This window comes from Marininema halotolerans (assembly GCF_900116235.1).
In the GTDB taxonomy this organism is placed as follows: Bacteria; Bacillota; Bacilli; order Thermoactinomycetales; family DSM-45169; genus Marininema; species Marininema halotolerans.
In genome coordinates this window covers 108455-125633 of the sequence record NZ_FPAA01000004.1, presented here as the reverse complement: position 1 = coordinate 125633, position 17179 = coordinate 108455, and the positions used below count along the sequence as shown (strand labels likewise).

The window sequence follows — 17179 nt, the reverse complement described above, 5'->3', positions numbered from 1 at the left end:
ATGGAATCTACAATAATAGCAATTACTGATCAATCAATGTTAAACCCGGTTGACTTAAAATGGTGACGGTACGGAGCGATAATGGACCGTCCGGTTGATGCTGAACTTGTTCTTTAAGTGCTCCCTGTTTAACACCCACCGTAAACTCTTGTGTATTTCCAACGATGGAAACCGTACTCTTTTTACCAGGGTCCCAACTTCGGCTCATCGCGCCCAAAGCGAGCCGTTGCACATCGTAATCCAGTCGCGCCAATTCCATACTTCCGTTTCGCACCCAATTAAACTGATAGCGATTTCCATCCGCGTTCTCCATTTCCATCCGCAAAGGATCTCCGCTATAGTTCTTGGTACGCTGGAAGGCAAACTGCTCTTGACCTGGTTTTAAATCGACACGCGATTCTGAGTCCAACTTAAATTGATGATCCTCAATAACCCCCGTACCTTCCATCAGGGTCCAAGGAAATTGTTTCATCCATGCTTGAGCAACTGCCTTTTCACCTTTCAGTTTGGTGATGTTCGGCTGGTTAAAACTCGTTCCCTGTTGTCCTTCAACGCTAACCTTAAAAACCGAATCCATGGGGACTTTCCCTACCGCTACCCATTGTTTCTTGCTTTTTTCTTCTTTGATTGAAACACGGAAGGGATGATTGGGAACATAAAAGATAGTGATGGCGTACCTTTTATTCGGCTGAATATGAAAACTATTTTTTGAATTCGCCAATTTGAATGTTTCACCATTGACATACTGATAAAGGTGGAGTGCACCATTTTTATCGGCTCGCACACCAAAATCAGACTCAATATTTTCTGATTCTAAAGAGAGTGCAAAGGGGGCCTCGCTTGCTTGCGTCAACTGTCCCTGAACACGGAATGAACCTTGTACGGATGGGGGTAAAGAGACACTCTTCGTTCGTTGCCGTTGAAAGACAACGTTATCAAAGCTTGCATGTCCCCCTGCTTTAGAAAGCTGTGCTTCGGCTTGCTTTTCTTTTTCTGCGCCAGCAATCGCACTTCCCTTATCGCCGAAGAATTCCAACCCTGCAAGTACACTCACAATAGCAACTACTGCTACCAAGCCAGGTAACCAGTAACGTTGCTTTTTATTTTTTCGTCCGGTGGAAATTTTACGAGGAAGGGTCATGGATTCTGCTGAATCCAATACTTCTTTCATCGTCTTTCCTGGATCCATGGAAGCTAACACCAGATTTTTTAAGGGTTGGGGTAAAGTTTGAATACTTTTCTCTTTCTCTGGGTTGGCGGGTCGTTCTTCCAACTGAATACCCGTCAACAGAAAATGTAGCAAATACCGCCACTTTTCCTCCCCATTCTCCTTACTAAACGGCTTAAAACTGACAAAGAGAACAAACGGGCGATTCTCATCCAAGATAATGTTTCGTGGATCCAGCGTTGTATAAATCGGATCATCCATCGCTGACAAACGTACGGCTGTATGCAACAACTGCCGATAAATGGTGAGTGCACGAATCGGTTCCATTCCTTTACGTGGTGAAACCAACAAAGAAAGGGGCTCGCCACTCAATGGTGGATGTACCAAGACAATCCGATCCTCTTCCTCAATGACATCGAGAACCGGGGCGGTATGTTCATGTAGAAGTCCAGACAACATCTCTGCAGAGCCCGGTGATAGTGGTTGTTCTAGAGGGATCTCCTGTAGAAAAACCTCTGCCCCATCTGGTGATTGGGCGGAAACTAAATGACCCGAATAGAATGTCACCGAATCCTTGACTTGAAACCTTTCATAATACCGGCCCTTCTTCATACCCTGGGACTTCATTCCACTTTCCTCCTAAAAAACAACCAGGAATTAAATGGTTATTTGTACTTAATCCTATGCTACATTATGACATAAACCCCCTCGTTCCAACAGAGGAAAACACAAAAAAAATCAAAAAAACTCCTAAAAATTACCCTGATTCCCTTCCATTTAAATGGATTTCAGATCTTCCGCTTAAGAAGTCATCCACTCGCGCCCTATTTCCTCATCACTTTTCACCTCATAAATCGTTGCTTCACGAAAGATCGTCCCCTTCACCCCTTCAATTTCCACTTGATATTCCCTCGCCCCCGGAATAACAAATCCCAAAGTTGTCCATTTCATCATCCCATCACATTCTTGAATCAATACACGCAGGGACTTATATGGGAGGTAAAGGATTTTGATCTGGTATGATCTTCCTTGTTTTAGATAAAAACCTCTCGATTCTAGCAAGACGCGCGCATACTTCCCATCATTTTTTTCGAAAAAGCCGACCTCACCATAGCCATTGGTTTGCATTCCATAGGATCGCTTCTTTGAGCGATCATTCAACCTTACAATGAATGGGGATAATTCACTTTGCATCAACTGGCCTTCTATTAGGGAGGGCTTCCAAATCTTTCGGCTAAGCAATTCAACCGTTGGCAATTTCTCTTCAAAGTGAAAAGTTCCTCTCTCCTTTAAACTCGTTGGAGCCTTTCGTTGATGGGTTACCGGTACATGAACGCTTTCCCCTGAACTAAGGATCACTTGAGAGGATGCCGCTACTGCAGCGGGATGCCATTTATTTTTCGCATCACTGGTACGAGAGCGAGTATGCTTTCGTGGCAACTCAGTGAAGACCTGGTCAATTTTAGCCAGTAATTCTTCGCATGTATCATCTTGTTCGAGTAAATCAAGCGCGAATCGACGAATTGGAAGCGGTACCCGACGAATCTTTTTTTCAAAATCGCGTCTTTCTTTTGTTTCATAAAGCGGGTATTCTCCAGATAACAAATAGTAAAGTAAAAGACTTCGTGGGCCCTGTGCTAATGGCGTAGTATAGTCTGTTAAACCATAGAAAAGGAAGAAAGGCTCATCATCAAATAAGCAGATATTGCGAGGGTCCAACGAAGTCGATATCGAAACGGGTAAGTATTGTAGATCCACTTGCGTCTGAATCAATTTTCGGAACAGTGTCATTGCGCGCATCGGGGACAAGAACTGGTCTTTATTCACGATTGCCGTTAACGGCTCCCCTGCAAAAATGGGATGCACGAGAATCACCGCATCCTCCTTCACCATCACATCCATCACCGAAAGTAGACCCGGGTGTTTAAAGTTCATCCAAAGCTTCTCCTTTGTCTTTTGTGACAAAGGATCGTTTAGGTTCATGAATTGGAGAAGAACTTTGACCCCATCTAAGGATTTCGCTTGGATAAACCGTCCATTGAAGAAAGTCAGCGATTCTTGCACCTGAAAACGTTTGCATAAATGAAGAGGACCCACCATTTCCTGTGTCATAGAAGTACCCCCCATCCTCATTCCCCAAAACTGACCGTAGAGTCAGTTTTGGGGATACTCGCATACGATCCCCCACAACGCTTTCGAATCTTTCTTTAGAAAGATAGATTACCGAAAATGAAAGAACGGGTCAAGGTGTTCTAAACCTTTATAAAAACCCTCGAAAAGGACACCTGATTGGGTGTCCCTTTCATCCAGCGCAAATCCTCTTATTTACGAATCTGTCCCGTACCATGAATTCGATACTGATAGGAAGTCATCTCCTTTAATCCCATCGGACCACGAGCATGTAACTTCTGTGTACTAATGCCGATTTCCGCTCCAAATCCAAATTGTCCCCCGTCTGTGAAACGTGTTGAAGCATTGTGATACACGGCAGCTGCATCCACTACGGTAAGAAAAACGTGGGCAGCAGTCGCATCTTCTGTAAGGATGGCCTCGGAATGATGGGAGCCATATTGATCGATGTGCGTGATGGCACTTTCTAAAGAATCCACCACTTTCACCGCAAGGATGCGATCAAGGTACTCGGTTTTCCAATCCGCATCCGTTGCCAGATCGACTCCTGGAAGGATGGTTTGCGTTTGGAGGCATCCTCTTACTTCGACTTCTTGCTCCAACAGACGATTACCTAGTTCTCTTAAGTGACGTTCTGCCCATGCATGATGAACCAGAATCGTCTCTACGGCATTACATACGGCAGGTCGATCCGTCTTCGCATTGATGACAATATCATTGGCCATCTTGGGATTCGCATCCTGATGAATATAGATATGACAGTTTCCCACGCCTGTCTCTAACACAGGCACCGTCGACTCTTTCACCACCCGTTGGATTAAACCCGCCCCACCACGGGGAATGATCACATCGATCAATCCATTGGCTGTCATCATTTCCTGCACAGCAGAACGATCCTGATTCTCCACCAGTTGAACCGCTGCAGAAGGTACCGACGTTTGTTCTAATGCTTGTTGAATCACCTTCGTCAAAATGGCGTTGGAGTGGCATGCAGAAGAGCTTCCACGCAACAAAATAGCATTGCCCGTTTTAAGGGCGATTCCCGCCGCATCCACGGTCACATTGGGACGTGCTTCGTAGATCATTCCAATGACCCCCAGAGGAACACGTACCTTTTCAATCCGAAGCTCATTGGCAAGGGTCCTTGTCTCTAGTACCTCTCCAATCGGATCATCCAGATGGACTAACTGGCGCAATCCCTCCGCCATTTCCTGCACCCGTTTGTCTGTTAAGGTCAGTCGGTCAAGCAATGCTTGGGAAACCTGCTCCTTGATGGCTGCCTTACGATCCAGATCATTCCCTTGAATAATTTCTTCTTTTCGATTCACAATGGCATCCGCGACCTGTAACAGAGCTGCATCCTTCTCGTCCTTCGTAAGCATCACCAGTTGCCGAAGTACCGAACGTCCTAGAAGCGCTTTTTTGCGCACATCGGATTGACGACTCATTGCCCACTCTCCTCTCCATCTACCGAAGTCGATAAGTCCATTTGGGGCTTTCTGTGTAAATATGTTGCCACACTAGGTGTAGCCACCCAATCATTTCGATGAATCACCACATCTTCCGACCGCCTACCCAACACCTGAACAATCCAATTTGCGGCGTATCGAGACATTCCACGACCAATTTCAACCCCTGTTGAATCGACTACACGGACGATATCCCCCTCTTGAAATTCTCCATTCACCGCAACCACACCAATTGGAAGCAAACTGCTTCCCTCCTTCAACAGTGCTTGCGCTGCTCCTTCATCCACTTGAAGTTGACCTGCAGGAGCTGAATGGCGAGAAATCCAGTGTTCTTTCCGACTGATATGACGAGGGGCAGCTTCTATGGTTGTGCCGCTTCCCTGTTGCATAAGCGTTTGTATCATCCAATCGATCTCGAGCTGTTCCGATCCAATATGCACCCGTACGCCTGCCTCAGATGCAATTCGTGCCGCTAAAAGCTTCGAGCGCATCCCTCCACTCCCTAAGGTACTTTTGCTATCATCAAGACTTGCCAACAATTCCTCACCCACACTTTCTAAATGATGAATAAGAGTTGCCTTTGGATTCTTTTGTGGGTTATCGGTATAGACACCATTGGTATTGGTGACCAAAAGCAGTTCCTCAGCTTGCAACAAACCGGCAACAAGGGCAGCTAAGGTGTCATTATCTCCCCAACAAATTTCATCAACAGCGACTGAATCGTTTTCATTGATAATCGGTACTACACCACGATCCAAAAGATACTCTAAGGTTTGTAGGGCGTTACGATACCGACTCCGATTGTCAAAATCACTCCGGGTGAGAAGAACTTGAGCACAGATCACCCCTTGCTCAGCAAACCGTTCACGGTAATTTTGAATGAGCGCGCCCTGTCCGACAGCCGCAGCCGCTTGCTTCCCCGCCAACGTACGGGGTCGTTCGGTAAGCCCTAGTTCATAAAACCCCGCGGCAATCCCCCCCGATGAAACGAGTACCACGTGAAAGTTCTTTCTTTTTATTTCCCCAATGCTGGCAACATGGTGAGCCAACCTCTTTTTATCCAACCGCCCTCGCTCATCAACCAGGGAAGATGTGCCAATTTTCACAACTACAATCGGTTGTTTCACTCTGTTTCCTCCCATCCATACAAAAAAGCCCTCCTACGTCCATGTATCCAAGGACGAAAGAGCGCTCTCTTCCGCGGTACCACCGTTGGTTGACACATGATCTACCATCATATGCCCACTTTCATTAGCGACATTCGCCGCCTTCCCTGATAACGGTGGGAATCCGTTCCGTTTCATCAACGGCCACATCAAGAAGTGGGTTCAAACAGACATCACCGCGACACCTTCCAGCCGATGGGTCTCGCTCTCTGATCGGTTAAGTCCGCTTTACTAACTTCTGTCTTCATGTTTCAGCGATTCAATATTCAACAATGATTTTGTATGATTATGCAACAGGAAAACCCGTGATGTCAAGGGTTTCCTGTTGATTTTATTATAATTGCTTCTCAAATTGCACCGCGTCAAAATTTTGACTCGGCCAACGAATCTCCCCGATTTTTTGATATCCCAATTTTTCATAGAGGGCAGGTAGCCAAGGATGATCCTTTGCTGTATCGAGATAGATTCCTTCTCTTCCTCGTTCACGAGCATATTCTTCTGCATAAGCAATCAGCTTCCTACCAAGCCCGAGCCCTTTTAGTTCAGGGGAGATGCTAAACCAACCAAGGTGATCCATCTTCACATTATCCCACCGTTTTTTTAAGCGAAGGGTTCCTTGGATCCATCCCTGTTGATTGACGAGAACAAAAATTTCATCCTGTAGCAGACTCTCCCTGATCGCGACGATGGATACATCCGTCGCTTCCATGTTAAATCCTTGCTTCTTTATGGGGCGATACGCCTGATGGAGTTGTTGTTGGATGGCTTGTGCATCTTCATTGTTCGCTTTACGAATCATCCACATGTGCTCTTCCCCCTACCCGAGTTCCCTTCCCACTCAAAAAATTTTCTTTGGGAATTATACCGCCTTAATCCAATGTTGAAAACCGGGGTAGAGGATCTGACACTATTTTTTCAAATTCCACGCATCGGAGGCATAGCGCGTATGAACCAATTCCTCTGCTAATTCTTTTTCATAAGCGGTAAGTTCGCCGGGGACAAGCTCTACTTCCAGACCCGCCGCAAACCCTTTCCGGAAAGCATTCGTGGCTTCTTCAAAGGAGACAGGTTGCGCTCGCAACTGATTAATCGCGACGGCCTTGGTCACAAAGTTTCCTTTGATCTTCTCCTTTGCTTCCACCGAGGGAAAGCGGAGAAGTTCAAAGAGTCGATCCACATCCATGTCCAGCAAGATCGATCCATGTTGCAGGATCACCCCGCGTTGCCTTGTTTGTGCACTCCCAGCAATCTTCCGTCCTTCAACCACTAGCTCATAGTTAGATGGCGAGTCAAAACACGCGGCGGACCCAAGGGATTGGTACTTCGCTTGTTCCTCCTCCGTATCTAGCGGGACCATCTCCCCTTGCAACCCCAAATTTAAAAACCCTTTCAGTAGTCCCGTACTGATCACGCGATAGGAATCCGTCACTGAGGTTGGCATTCCTGGATAATCCTCACTGAGGATCACACTATATGTAAGTTCTTGATCATGGAAGACTGCACGCCCACCCGTCGGACGACGGACGAAGCCGATTCCCTGTTGTTTGAGCACATTCAAATCCACTTCCTTTTCCGCCTTCTGAAAGTATCCAATGGAAAGTGTCGCTGGATTCCAACCGTAAAAGCGGATCGTCGGTGGTGTCTTTCCTTCACTATGGGCGATGAGTATCGCTTCATCAATCGCCATATTCTCCGCACTATTCTTCATCCCTGACTGGATCAATCGCCATTGATTGTTATTCATCATTTGTCCTCCACTCGCTTCAGGCTCATCCTCTTTATATTACCGCGGAAGGGGACACGACACAAATACGCCATCAAGCGAAGAAAAGTGGGAAAAAGCGATTGGGTATTTTCAGCATGGAAGGAATTAGCGCCGTTACTTCAGCTCCCCTTCATACATAGGTTAATAGATACGAATGAAGGAGTTGCTCTTCCTTAATGTCACGAAAAATCTTAAACTATGCCGCCAGTGTCCCTTTAAGTGTACAATCAGGTTCGACCCTCATCCCTAATTCACCGGCCCGCTTGCAACTCGCAGGTATCGGCATTTTTATCCCTAACACTGCCGCTGGCGCGAATCGGGTCGAGCTCACCGCTTGTGTCGGAATCTTAAAAAACGTGAGCTCAAGCACTGGGAGGATTTTCTTTCGCATCTTCCGCGATGGCAATGAAATCTTTAATGGTATTCAATACACTCCCTCTTCGGGCCCCCCAGGCGCACAAACCACTACCTTCGCCTTTGAAACCATTGACTTCAATGTGCCTGCAGGATTTCACACATACGCCGTCACCGTTGAAAGCCTCATCTCTGTCAACAGTGTCGCGGGACCCATCACCTTTAGTGGCGCTGCCATCAGTACCGCCGACATCCTCAGCAATAATCAGGTGCTCAATTACCAAGCTGCCGTGCCACGAAGTGTAAGCGTGCAAGGCAATCCCATCCTACTGGCTACCTCTCCTAGCAACACCCAACTAGCAGGGCTTGGCATCTTCATTCCCCAGTCGGGAAGTAGTCCCAATCGCATTCAGTTAAAGGCAACGGTTGGAGTCGAGGGGCTCACCGACACTGGCACTACGGTTATCTTTCGTATGTTTCGGGATGGGGTTGAGATTTTTAACGAACAATTGACGTTATTTCTAGGTTCAAATGATTTTAATCTTTCAACCATGCAAACGATTGATTTTAATGGATCCACTGGTTTCCATGTGTACACGGTGACGGCGGAAACTTCGAGTGGGACCTCCCAAGCGATTGGACCGATTTCCTTTAGTGGATGGGTGATCGGGGCTGATACCCAAATCTCTCCTACCCTCCCCAATCAAGTGCTCGACTATGCTGCGAGCGTTCCCCGGAGTGTCTCCCTACCAGGCAACCCCATGGTCATCCCCATGACCCCTGCCCGTCTACAGTTAGCGGGACTCGGCATCTTCATTCCCGTGACACCATCCGGAGCCAATCGGGTGCAATTAACAGGGACGATTGGCGCCCAAGTACTAGGGGGGATTGGTTCAGCAGCTTCCCAACTAATTATCCGAATCTTCCGGGATGGCAGTGAAATCTTTAACGCTCCTTACGCATTAGTTAACGCAACCTTCTTCAACTGCTTTTCAGTGCAAGCGATTGATTTTAACGTCCCGACGGGATTCCATGTCTACTCGATGACTATCGAAGTACAAACCGTAATCTTTAATGGAGTCAGTCAAGTGATTGGTCCCATTACCCTGAGTGGGATGGTCATCGGGCCTCTTGGGTAAAAAAGCTTGGACTACTTGCCCATCCCATTATCCCTTCGTATCCATACAATATACCACCCCATCAATGAAGGGAGTCGTTTCTTTTCATGGCGTTAACAATTCTGGATTATGCCGCCAGTGTCCCCGCTAATACTACCTTCTCTGCATCCATTATCATCCCCACTGCCCCCAATCGCTTACAATTAGCAAGCATCGGGATCTTTATTCCAACCACGGCGGGTGGAGCCAACCGGGTCGAACTAACCACTTCCGTGGGATTATTAAGAAACATCTTTGGTAGTTCCGGTACGGTGCTCTTTCGCATCCTTCGCGATGGGAACGAAATTTTCAACGGGCTTCAAACCACTTCCTCAGGGGCTCCCCCTGGTTTTGCAAGTGTAGTCCCCACCTTTGAAACCATTGATTTTGATGTCCCTGCTGGGTTTCATGTCTATTCCGTCACGGTGGAATCGATTTTATTTGACAACTCAGTCATCGGACCCATTACCTTCAGCGGGACGGCAATCGGTACGGAACAGTCGGTAAATAACAACCAAGTGCTCACTTACCAAGCCAGTGTACCCCGTAGTGTTGCTCTTGTAGGAGATCCGATCATACTGCCCATTTCTCCTGCACGAACACAGTTAGCGGGTTTGGGAGTGTTTATTCCTACCTCGGGAAGTCGCTCAAATCGGGTGCAACTAAAGGCAACCATCGGGGTGGAAGGAACTACCGCCCAAGAACGAGACTATATCCTACGCATCTTTCGGGATGGCGGTGAAATCTATAACACCCAAGCCTCGATGACCACCGAGACGCTCACATTGAACTTAACCACCATCCAAACCATAGACTTGGATGTTGCTGCTGGTTTTCATATTTATACCATCACGGCTGAATCCGTAGAAGGAGATGTACGAGTAAATGGTCCGATAACCTTTAGTGGATGGGTAATCGGAACGGATACAGCGCCCTCCACGCCCTTACAAAATCAAGTGTTAGATTATGCAGCGAGTCTCCCTCGCAGTATCGTCGTAGCAGATGATCCACTCACGATTCCAAGAACGCCTGCTCGACTTGAGGTGGCAGGTGTCGGTATCTTTATCCCCCATGCCTATGTGGGTAACAATCGCGTCCAATTAATAGGAACCATCGGCTTGTTCATGCCACCGGGTAGTAATGATGTCTTATTACGTATTCGCATCTTTCGTGATGGAAGCGAAATCTTTAATGCTGCCTATGTCCTAGCTGTCCTGTTTCAACGTTATGGAGTGGTATCTGTTCAAACGATTGACTTTAATCTAACGAAAAAATTTCATACCTACTCGATGACGATTGAAATCACCACGGGTGTGACTCCTGAAGACACCTGCCAAGTAATTGGACCCATAAGCTTAAGTGCCACGGCCCTTGGTCTTATTGAATAACGATCCAACTCAACCTTTCACTATAAAAAAAGGCCTTTCTAAAGGCCTTTGCAAAGGATCGAGGGATCCAGTTGGTTAGCATTACCCTCTCCAACCTACTCATTCCCCATACCTTAACCCCCAACCATAGGGGTACAAATTAGGAATCGTCACTGGCAATTTCCCCTGCGGTGAATTGACACCAAATAACGTATCCACTGCCGCTTGCAATGAGACGGATCGATAGCCATAGGCGTTCATATAGGCCTCCACCTGGGGAAATTTCATAATGTCATAGGGATTGCGAAGGGCGACTACGGTGATAGGTTTTTCCAGTTTGGTCAACGCCTGAACCATTTTTACTTGTTGCGGATAAAGGCTTGCGGAATAGGTTCCCACGACCAAACGATCCATGCCCTTAGCCATTTCTAGCGCCTGATCGATCTCACTATCGGTGGGATTAACCGATGTCATTTTAAATTCCGTCGTATTGGCATGATAGGGTAGCACATAGTCACGTAAGGATACTGGGCTGATAATCCCAAGCTTTTCATCGGTTTGTAGCTGTAGAGGGAGAAGATGATTCTCATTCTTCACCAAGGTAATCGACTTCCTAGCCAATTCCTCTGCTTTTTTTCGGTGCTGGGAGGTTCCGACCCGTTGCTCAACGCGATTCACATGCACATAACGATGGTGAACAAGATGGTATTTACTTTTCACCTGCAATATTCGCCGGACCGATTCATCCATCCGCTTCTTTGAAATTTCCCCAGCGTAAACCGCTCTAACCAGTTCTTGATAGACCTCCATCTGCTCCTGCGTGGTTAGTTCTGGGGTCAACAAAACCATATCGGCACCTGCCTGTACCGCTTTTACCGAAGCCTTTGGAACCCCACCAAAGGTTCCTGATACCCCTGCCATCGTCATCGCATCAGTAATAATGATCCCTTTGTAATTTAATTCTTTTCGGAGTAAATCCGTCAGAATCGGCTTGGAAAGCGTGGCAGGCAAATCCGGGGTCGGATCGAATGCGGGTACATGGATATGGGCTGTCATCATGGCATCAACCTTACTCTTAATCGCTCGTTTAAAGGGGACAAGCTCGACCTCTTCAAGCTGGGCACGTGTTTTATCAATAACCGGTAAGCCAAGGTGAGAATCCACCGCGGTATCCCCGTGACCTGGAAAATGCTTTGCGGTTGCAATCACTCCGTGCTGCTGATAGCCTTGGATCGCAGCCGCACCCATATCGGCAACCAACTGCGGATTTTCTGCAAAGGAACGGACACCAATCACCGGATTAGCAGGGTTGACATTCACATCCACATCCGGCGCCAAATTCATATTTACACCCACTGCCCGCATTTCCGCGGCGGTTAACCGGGCAGCCGTATAAGCTCCCTTGGTCGATCGTGTCGCACCCAATGCCATGTTGCCAGGTAACTCCATCGCATGCTGTGTCAAGCGAGCCACCACACCGCCTTCTTGATCCATTGCAATCAAGAGCGGGAGTTGATGAGGGGTCTTGGCGGCGATCTTCTGTAAACCATTTGTAAGCTTTGCAACCTGCGTTGGTTCGCCTACATTTTCTGACCAGGAAAAGAGAATGATATTCCCTGCGTGGGCTTTGGTAATTAGATCACGAATCTCCGCTGTTGGCTCCGATCCTTTAAAGCCCACCATCATCATCTGCCCCACTTTTTCTTCAATTGACATCCGTTTTAGCAAGGGATCGATTCCTTGACTTCTCGGTTTCTCACTTTGATGTCCCTCTGCTGTCATCGGGTACCCAGCAACAAGGAAGAGCACAAGGAACAGGGATAAGATTGTCGTCACACGCTTTCTCCACAACATCCCAATCACCCCTTTTATTCAGGAATGGTACAGATCTGGCGCACATATTCCTCCTTCTAACCATAATCGGATTGGCTTTTTTTCCACCTATTGCAAAATTATCGAAAAGTATTAATGTTCAAACCTTGGTGCTGATTCGTGTGGGATCGAGAATCTTTTTTAAGTAGGGATTAAGAAAGATTCCTTGAGGATCCATCCCTGCCCTCAAGGTATGAAACTCATCCCACTGGGGGTAGATTTCAGCAAATGTCATCGCGTCCAACCCATGCATTTTCCCCCAATGAGGACGTCCTTCATAGCGGAGAAAAATCTCTTCCATTGCCTTAAAATAAGGCCTCCACTCCATGCCTCTGTACATATGAACCGCCACAAAGGCAGAATCCCTTCCATATGCTGGACTTAGCCAATTTTCTTCCTTGCGCGTAAATCGACATTCTACAGGAAAATGAACAGCAAATCCTTCCTGTGCAATCCGTGCTTTGACTTCCTTTAGCACCTCAGGCAATGTCTCTGCTGGTATCGCATACTCCATTTCATAGAAGCGGACTTTCCTCGGCGTTGCAAAAATGCGTCGACTTACTCCCGTCTCTTTGACTGAAGGAACTCCCCAAGCGGAGATACGGCTTACATTTGCTGAGAATCGAGGTTGTAAGCGCGCACCTTCGGATAAGCACCAGAAGAGACCATTTTCAAGTACATTCCGGCTAAATTCTCCCCACCATCCCCCTTCTTTCCCTGGGGTATCCGTCATATTCATGATTTTTGCTTGAACGGTTTCTGTGTAAGGGAACCAAAAGAATTCAAAATGACGATGTTCACTTTTTAATGAGGGTAGGGAGTTTAAAACCTCCGTCAACTCCATCCTGCGACTTTCTAGTTGCAAGAAATAGCGAGGAAGCACACGCAGTTGGACTTCGACAATGATTCCAAGGGAGCCAAGGGAAATACGTGAACCACGAAGGGTCTCAGAATGTTCTTCCTGGGTATGGGTAACAACCTCCCCATTCGCAGTGACAAAGGTAATGCCCACAACCTGACTCGATATTGAACCAAGTGTTACCCCTGTTCCATGGGTACCCGTACTAATTGCACCCGCAATCGTCTGTGCATCGATATCACCAAGGTTTTCCATCGCCCAACCCGCTTCTTCCAACGCCACCCCCAAGGCAGACAGTGGGGTGCCTCCTCGTACCGTGGCAACTTGGCGTACAGGATCCACCTTCACTAATCCTTGTAGCTCCTCAAGGGAAACTAGAATCTCATCGGTTTCTACTAAGGGGGTAAAGGAATGACCTGATCCCACTGCACGAAGGGTTCGACCCGCAAAAGCGGCTCGCCTTACTAGATCCACTACTTCTTCAATCGAGCTTGGGCGAACAATTTCGGCAGGGTGACATTGCACCGAACCCGACCAGTTCATAAAAACCTTCGATGGGCCTGCTTCACTCATAAAAAACACTTCCCTTCTCCACGATACGTTGGCAGTCGATCCACCACTTCATCCCCCTTAATTACCAAAATCTCTGTGAACCGTTCACACATTTCTCCTGCCTTAGCATGGCGAAAAAAGATGGGATCCCCTAACTTAAGAGAGCGATCCCCGCGATATTGTACAGGAGTTTGCACTTCACCAGCCCCCTCCAATGGCAATAGCTTTGCTCCTTCGGGTAACCATGGCGTGGGTAAACGATCCGCCCCACTGGCTCCAGAAGCTGGATAACCCCCGCCTAAACAGGTAACAATCTCTGGCGCAGGACGCCGAGTAATCTCAAGAGCAAAACCCGCAGCCGGTTCACCCGCAAAATCACGGTAAAAATCGAAAAGAACCGAGGTGAAAAAGCCAGAACCCACCGCAATTTCTGTGATCACATCTTCTTGGCTGGTTACCTTCAAACTTCCCGTGCCGCCACCGTTCACAAAACGTGGAGAGAGCCCCATCGCCTTAATTTCTTGCACCCATTCTTCTCGTTGCTGTGCAATTCGTCGAATGGAGTGACCTTTTAACAGGCGGATGACTTGATTCGTTGCCCATCGCCCAGGGACCCGATCCCCCACACCCGCGATCTGGGCTTCATAGCCCATCACCCCATCTAACTGAACCCATTGGGATTGTTTAATCCGCTTGGCTAATTGGATTAGTTGTTCTCGCGAACGAATGGAGGAACGCCGAACTCCAAAATGGAGCCCCGGCCAAGATACCGATAAATCGATATCCAGACATACTGGAAAAATGACTCCAATCGCTTGTCCCACTGCTTCTAACCGCGCAATATGCTCCTCATCATCCACCATCAAGGTGAGTTGTTTCCCCTTTAAAATCACCTCTCCAACTTCCATAAGGGAATGTTTCTCCCAAGTCGGATAAGCGACTAATAAATCATCCAAGCCCTGTTCACTAAGAAATTGAGCCTCTGCGACGGAAAAGCACATCACGCCTGTAAAGCGATCACTCGCCGCCATGATTTGTTTAAGTAAGGGGACGCAACGGATCGATTTACTAGCAATACGAAGCTTTTTATTCCCCGAAGCATCAAGAATACGAGAGAGATTTGTCATCATGGCATCCCCATCTAAAAAAGCAAGGGGCTTGGTGTAATTCGAAATAGCTTTCCGATATCGTTCGTACCGATCGTCCTTTCGATCTATCACGCGATACCTCCCTTGTTCTATCGAAATAGATGATGGAAAAACCCGCCGTTGGGCGGGTTTTTCCATCGCAATTAAGAAACCGATTCAATCGGAGTCAATGCTTTCTTCTCCTCTGAGGTAAAGGGACGCGATCGAATCAAAAACCGAATCCCTAAAGGGATTTCCAGGGAAAAAGAGGCCCCTCTCCCCTTCGTAATATCGACGGTTAACTGGGTATGTTCCCAGTACGCAAATTGAGAGCGTGACATATAAAAGGGGCATCCATGAACTTCACCCAGAAGAACATCGGACAATCCGATACGAAACTCTCCCTGTCGAAAGCACATGGGGGAAGAACCATCACAGCAACCACCACTTTGATGGAACATCAACTCCCCATGTTCCCCCCGCAACTGATCGATCACCTTTTGCGCCTCTTCAGTGACGAGCACGCGTGGTACCCGTTCCATGAAGACGCCTCCTTCCCCTCCTAAAATAGGCCCGTCGGATTTTGATCATAAGAAATCAAAATATTTTTCGTCTGGCGATAATGATCCAGCATCATCTTGTGATTCTCACGACCAATTCCGGATTGCTTGTAACCACCAAAAGCCGCATGGGCAGGGTAGTTGTGATAACAGTTGACCCAGACACGGCCTGCTTCGATCTTCCGGGCAATCTGATATGCTTGGTGGGTATCCCGTGTCCAAAGACCTGCACCGAGACCATACAAACTGTCATTGGCGATTTCGAGCAATTCTTTTTCATCCTTATATGTGGTCACCGAAACCACAGGCCCAAAGATCTCCTCCTGGAAGATCCGCATCTTGTTGTTCCCCTCAAAGATGGTCGGCTGTACGTAGAATCCACCCGGGTACTCTTTATTTTCGAAGACTTCACCACCAAAGAGTACTTTTGCGCCTTCTTTTTTACCAATGTCAAAGTAACTTAAGATCTTTTGGAATTGATCCTCGGATGCTTGTGCACCCATCATGGTCGTTGGATCAAGGGGGTCGCCAAGTTTAATTTTGCGAACGCGCTCAATCGCCTTTTCCATAAATTCATCATAGATGGATTCTTGAATCAGGGCACGGGAAGGACAAGTGCAGACTTCTCCTTGGTTAAGCGCAAACATGGTAAACCCTTCAACCGCTTTATCAAAAAAGGAATCCTTTTTAGCCAATACACTTTCTGTAAAAATATTTGGGGATTTCCCGCCCAATTCAAGGGTAACCGGTTTAATATTTTCAGAGGCAAATTGCATAATGAGACGTCCAGTCGTTGTTTCACCTGTAAAGGCAATTTTTCCGATATCCGGACATGTCGCAAGCGCTTGACCGGCTTCAGGGCCAAATCCGTTGACAATATTCAACACCCCTGGGGGCAGGATATCCGCAATAAGCTCAGCAAAAAGAAGGACGGTCACAGGCGTTTGCTCAGCGGGCTTTAAGATCACACAGTTCCCTGCAGCTAAAGCAGGAGCCATTTTCCATGCTGCCATAAGAAGGGGAAAATTCCAGGGAATGATTTGCCCCACAACGCCAATCGGTTCCTTCACATGCATTGCGAGGGTGTTCGCATCAATCTCAGACATGCTTCCTTCTTCTGCCCGAATGACTCCCGCAAAATAACGAAAGTGATCACTTGCTAAGGGTAAATCCGCGGCTAAACTTTCGCGAATCGGTTTGCCGTTATCCCAAGTTTCTGATAAGGCAAGTAATTCGCGATTTTTATCTAACACATCTGCAATTTTAAGGAGCATCCGGCTCCGCTTCGCCGCTGGCGTGTTCCCCCAACGCTCCTTGACTGCATGTGCTTTCTTAACGGCTAATTCAATATCTTCTTTCTTCGATCGGGGAATGCGAGTGAAAATTTTCCCATCTACTGGCGAGGGATTATCAAAATACTCACCATCAGCTGGTGGAACCCATTCACCGCCAATGAAATTTTCGTACTGTTTCTTAAACTGCAATACGCTTCCTTCGGTGTTTGGCTTTTTGTAGCCAGCCAGGGTTACACTCATAACTGACATTCCTCCTTCAGATAGTAAACCGTTCTTTTCTGCAAAGGGTTTCTTTCACCCTATCTCTACAACACTTCAACAATATGAAAGCGCTTCCC

General features: G+C 47.3%; 14 protein-coding genes. 2 read left to right on the top strand and 12 right to left on the bottom strand.

Annotated elements, in window-relative coordinates; translation table 11 throughout:
- Positions 1-22: 22 nt before the first annotated feature.
- From CHX35_RS06425 to CHX35_RS06400, 7 genes are all read right to left on the bottom strand, one after another.
- A complete protein-coding gene (locus CHX35_RS06425) occupies positions 23-1795 on the bottom strand; it encodes a hypothetical protein (RefSeq protein WP_091835700.1) in 1773 nt (590 codons plus the stop codon).
- A gap of 174 nt (positions 1796-1969) precedes the next feature.
- Entirely contained in the window at positions 1970-3280 is a 1311-nt protein-coding gene (locus CHX35_RS06420) for a hypothetical protein (RefSeq protein ID WP_091835697.1), read from the bottom strand.
- Positions 3281-3489: 209 nt separating this feature from the next.
- Positions 3490-4746 carry a glutamate-5-semialdehyde dehydrogenase gene (locus CHX35_RS06415; RefSeq protein WP_091835694.1) on the bottom strand — a complete coding sequence of 419 codons (1257 nt, stop codon included), beginning with the start codon at positions 4744-4746 and terminating at the stop codon, positions 3490-3492.
- On the bottom strand, positions 4743-5894 hold the full coding sequence (proB, locus tag CHX35_RS06410; RefSeq protein WP_176391931.1) for a glutamate 5-kinase: 1152 nt from the start codon (positions 5892-5894) through the stop codon (positions 4743-4745). The genes CHX35_RS06415 and proB overlap by 4 nt, the downstream gene beginning before the upstream one ends.
- 33 nt (positions 5895-5927) lie before the next feature.
- Positions 5928-6071, bottom strand: coding sequence for a hypothetical protein (locus CHX35_RS17460; protein ID WP_176391930.1), 144 nt, complete (start codon positions 6069-6071; stop codon positions 5928-5930).
- A 196-nt stretch (positions 6072-6267) separates the two neighbouring features.
- Complete coding sequence (locus tag CHX35_RS06405; RefSeq protein ID WP_091835688.1) at positions 6268-6738, bottom strand: GNAT family N-acetyltransferase; 471 nt, start codon at positions 6736-6738, stop codon at positions 6268-6270.
- 102 nt (positions 6739-6840) lie between these two features.
- Positions 6841-7677: a lipoate--protein ligase family protein gene (locus tag CHX35_RS06400; RefSeq protein WP_091835686.1), complete on the bottom strand. Its 837-nt coding sequence runs from the start codon at positions 7675-7677 to the stop codon at positions 6841-6843.
- A 197-nt stretch (positions 7678-7874) separates the two neighbouring features.
- Between CHX35_RS06400 and CHX35_RS06395 the strand changes: the two genes are divergently transcribed.
- Both CHX35_RS06395 and CHX35_RS06390 read left to right on the top strand, forming a co-directional pair.
- Positions 7875-9191: a hypothetical protein gene (locus CHX35_RS06395; RefSeq protein ID WP_091835683.1), complete on the top strand. Its 1317-nt coding sequence runs from the start codon at positions 7875-7877 to the stop codon at positions 9189-9191.
- A gap of 86 nt (positions 9192-9277) precedes the next feature.
- Positions 9278-10597 (top strand): hypothetical protein, encoded by a 1320-nt coding sequence (locus CHX35_RS06390; protein ID WP_091835680.1) that lies wholly within the window; start codon positions 9278-9280, stop codon positions 10595-10597.
- Between the two features lie 99 nt (positions 10598-10696).
- Here the strand turns inward: CHX35_RS06390 and nagZ are convergent, their stop codons facing one another.
- From nagZ to CHX35_RS06365, 5 genes are all read right to left on the bottom strand, one after another.
- Positions 10697-12430, bottom strand: coding sequence for a beta-N-acetylhexosaminidase (gene nagZ / locus CHX35_RS06385; RefSeq protein WP_091835677.1), 1734 nt, complete (start codon positions 12428-12430; stop codon positions 10697-10699).
- A gap of 118 nt (positions 12431-12548) precedes the next feature.
- Positions 12549-13880 (bottom strand): D-arabinono-1,4-lactone oxidase, encoded by a 1332-nt coding sequence (locus CHX35_RS06380; protein ID WP_091835674.1) that lies wholly within the window; start codon positions 13878-13880, stop codon positions 12549-12551.
- On the bottom strand, positions 13877-14989 hold the full coding sequence (locus CHX35_RS06375; protein ID WP_245838688.1) for an amino acid deaminase/aldolase: 1113 nt from the start codon (positions 14987-14989) through the stop codon (positions 13877-13879). The genes CHX35_RS06380 and CHX35_RS06375 overlap by 4 nt, the downstream gene beginning before the upstream one ends.
- A 161-nt stretch (positions 14990-15150) precedes the next feature.
- Positions 15151-15528, bottom strand: a complete 378-nt coding sequence (locus CHX35_RS06370; RefSeq protein ID WP_091835668.1) for a DUF779 domain-containing protein — start codon at positions 15526-15528, stop codon at positions 15151-15153.
- Positions 15529-15548: 20 nt separating this feature from the next.
- The gene (locus CHX35_RS06365) at positions 15549-17081 is read right to left on the bottom strand and encodes an aldehyde dehydrogenase family protein (protein ID WP_091835665.1); all 1533 of its coding nucleotides are present in this window, start codon (positions 17079-17081) and stop codon (positions 15549-15551) included.
- Positions 17082-17179: the final 98 nt, after the last annotated feature.

Excerpts from the sequence above, each read along its gene's own strand:
- nagZ (WP_091835677.1), bottom strand. The coding sequence starts at position 12,430 with ATGTTGTGGAGAAAGCGTGTGACGACAATCTTATCCCTGTTCCTTGTG.
- CHX35_RS17460 (WP_176391930.1), bottom strand. The coding sequence starts at position 6,071 with ATGAAACGGAACGGATTCCCACCGTTATCAGGGAAGGCGGCGAATGTC.
- CHX35_RS06370 (WP_091835668.1), bottom strand. The coding sequence starts at position 15,528 with ATGGAACGGGTACCACGCGTGCTCGTCACTGAAGAGGCGCAAAAGGTG.
- CHX35_RS06425 (WP_091835700.1), bottom strand. The coding sequence starts at position 1,795 with ATGAAGTCCCAGGGTATGAAGAAGGGCCGGTATTATGAAAGGTTTCAA.
- CHX35_RS06390 (WP_091835680.1), top strand. The coding sequence starts at position 9,278 with ATGGCGTTAACAATTCTGGATTATGCCGCCAGTGTCCCCGCTAATACT.
- CHX35_RS06380 (WP_091835674.1), bottom strand. The coding sequence starts at position 13,880 with ATGAGTGAAGCAGGCCCATCGAAGGTTTTTATGAACTGGTCGGGTTCG.
- CHX35_RS06415 (WP_091835694.1), bottom strand. The coding sequence starts at position 4,746 with ATGAGTCGTCAATCCGATGTGCGCAAAAAAGCGCTTCTAGGACGTTCG.
- CHX35_RS06395 (WP_091835683.1), top strand. The coding sequence starts at position 7,875 with ATGTCACGAAAAATCTTAAACTATGCCGCCAGTGTCCCTTTAAGTGTA.
- CHX35_RS06365 (WP_091835665.1), bottom strand. The coding sequence starts at position 17,081 with ATGAGTGTAACCCTGGCTGGCTACAAAAAGCCAAACACCGAAGGAAGC.
- CHX35_RS06400 (WP_091835686.1), bottom strand. The coding sequence starts at position 7,677 with ATGAATAACAATCAATGGCGATTGATCCAGTCAGGGATGAAGAATAGT.
- CHX35_RS06375 (WP_245838688.1), bottom strand. The coding sequence starts at position 14,989 with ATGATGACAAATCTCTCTCGTATTCTTGATGCTTCGGGGAATAAAAAG.
- CHX35_RS06420 (WP_091835697.1), bottom strand. The coding sequence starts at position 3,280 with ATGACACAGGAAATGGTGGGTCCTCTTCATTTATGCAAACGTTTTCAG.
- CHX35_RS06405 (WP_091835688.1), bottom strand. The coding sequence starts at position 6,738 with ATGTGGATGATTCGTAAAGCGAACAATGAAGATGCACAAGCCATCCAA.